Here is a 2,364-nt window from a genome sequence, read left to right as displayed (position 1 = left end):
ATCATTCGTCAGTACGTTGAGTGAGCGACCGGTCCTTAACTGGACCGAAAAACAGTAACAGGTTTGAACTGAAGAGTTTGATCCTGGCTCAGATTGAACGCTGGCGGCATGCCTTACACATGCAAGTCGAACGGCAGCACGGGGGCAACCCTGGTGGCGAGTGGCGAACGGGTGAGTAATACATCGGAACGTGTCCTGTAGTGGGGGATAGCCCGGCGAAAGCCGGATTAATACCGCATACGCTCTACGGAGGAAAGGGGGGGATCTTAGGACCTCTCGCTACAGGGGCGGCCGATGGCAGATTAGCTAGTTGGTGGGGTAAAGGCCTACCAAGGCGACGATCTGTAGCTGGTCTGAGAGGACGACCAGCCACACTGGGACTGAGACACGGCCCAGACTCCTACGGGAGGCAGCAGTGGGGAATTTTGGACAATGGGGGCAACCCTGATCCAGCAATGCCGCGTGTGTGAAGAAGGCCTTCGGGTTGTAAAGCACTTTTGTCCGGAAAGAAAACCTTCGCCCTAATATGGTGGGGGGATGACGGTACCGGAAGAATAAGCACCGGCTAACTACGTGCCAGCAGCCGCGGTAATACGTAGGGTGCAAGCGTTAATCGGAATTACTGGGCGTAAAGCGTGCGCAGGCGGTCCGCTAAGACAGATGTGAAATCCCCGGGCTTAACCTGGGAACTGCATTTGTGACTGGCGGGCTAGAGTATGGCAGAGGGGGGTAGAATTCCACGTGTAGCAGTGAAATGCGTAGAGATGTGGAGGAATACCGATGGCGAAGGCAGCCCCCTGGGCCAATACTGACGCTCATGCACGAAAGCGTGGGGAGCAAACAGGATTAGATACCCTGGTAGTCCACGCCCTAAACGATGTCAACTAGTTGTTGGGGATTCATTTCCTTAGTAACGTAGCTAACGCGTGAAGTTGACCGCCTGGGGAGTACGGTCGCAAGATTAAAACTCAAAGGAATTGACGGGGACCCGCACAAGCGGTGGATGATGTGGATTAATTCGATGCAACGCGAAAAACCTTACCTACCCTTGACATGTATGGAATCCTGCTGAGAGGTGGGAGTGCCCGAAAGGGAGCCATAACACAGGTGCTGCATGGCTGTCGTCAGCTCGTGTCGTGAGATGTTGGGTTAAGTCCCGCAACGAGCGCAACCCTTGTCCCTAGTTGCTACGCAAGAGCACTCTAGGGAGACTGCCGGTGACAAACCGGAGGAAGGTGGGGATGACGTCAAGTCCTCATGGCCCTTATGGGTAGGGCTTCACACGTCATACAATGGTCGGAACAGAGGGTCGCCAAGCCGCGAGGTGGAGCCAATCCCAGAAAACCGATCGTAGTCCGGATCGCACTCTGCAACTCGAGTGCGTGAAGCTGGAATCGCTAGTAATCGCGGATCAGCATGCCGCGGTGAATACGTTCCCGGGTCTTGTACACACCGCCCGTCACACCATGGGAGTGGGTTTTACCAGAAGTGGCTAGTCTAACCGCAAGGAGGACGGTCACCACGGTAGGATTCATGACTGGGGTGAAGTCGTAACAAGGTAGCCGTATCGGAAGGTGCGGCTGGATCACCTCCTTTCTCGAGCTAACGTGTCAATGCGTTGAGCGCTCACGCTTATCGGCTGTGAATTAGGACAGACTCAGGGGTCTGTAGCTCAGTTGGTTAGAGCACCGTCTTGATAAGGCGGGGGTCGATGGTTCGAATCCATCCAGACCCACCACTGTTTCTGCGGTGGCTGCGCTGATCACTGAAACCCCTGGGGCATCAAGACAGATAGAGATGTAGGGATATCTGTGTGACTGGGGGATTAGCTCAGCTGGGAGAGCACCTGCTTTGCAAGCAGGGGGTCGTCGGTTCGATCCCGTCATCCTCCACCAATCTTCAATGCCGGTTTTACTGCGGTGAGCCTTGAAAGAGGTTTGCGGTGTAGTGAAACAGGCATTGGCGATTGAGCCAGTCAGAGTGATACGCGGTTATAGCAACCGCGATATCGGCTGTCGTTCTTTAACAATCAGGAAGAAGTAGTAAAGAGATTCACGAAAGCATACTTAGAGATGGGTGTGTGAGTAGGTGAATCAGGGTTGTGATTGTATCAATGTATGAAAAGGTAATCGAAAGATTGCCTTGGAATACGGCGCAACACGAATACTCAACCTGTAGCGATTGTGATGAAGCGTGAGTCTCCGGATTCATGCAGAGACACACCCGTTATAGGGTCAAGCGAACAAGTGCATGTGGTGGATGCCTTGGCGATCACAGGCGATGAAGGACGCGGTAGCCTGCGAAAAGCTACGGGGAGCTGGCAAACGAGCTTTGATCCGTAGATGTCCGAATGGGGAAACCCAC

The 2,364-nt window shown here is 53.9% G+C and carries 2 tRNA genes and 2 rRNA genes; all 4 read left to right on the top strand.

The features are described 5' to 3' along the window. Nucleotides 1-65: 65 nt before the first annotated feature. Nucleotides 66-1,596: ribosomal RNA gene (locus KHO23_RS34780) — 16S ribosomal RNA — on the top strand. A 65-nt stretch (nucleotides 1,597-1,661) separates the two neighbouring features. Next, a tRNA-Ile gene (locus KHO23_RS34775) sits at nucleotides 1,662-1,738 on the top strand. An 81-nt stretch (nucleotides 1,739-1,819) separates the two neighbouring features. After that, a tRNA-Ala gene (locus KHO23_RS34770) sits at nucleotides 1,820-1,895 on the top strand. Nucleotides 1,896-2,232: 337 nt separating this feature from the next. After that, nucleotides 2,233-2,364, top strand: a 23S ribosomal RNA gene (locus KHO23_RS34765); the annotation flags it as partial.

The organism is Paraburkholderia haematera, assembly GCF_905220975.1.
Taxonomy (GTDB): domain Bacteria; phylum Pseudomonadota; class Gammaproteobacteria; order Burkholderiales; family Burkholderiaceae; genus Paraburkholderia; species Paraburkholderia haematera.
This window is presented reverse-complemented; position numbering and strand designations above follow the sequence as displayed.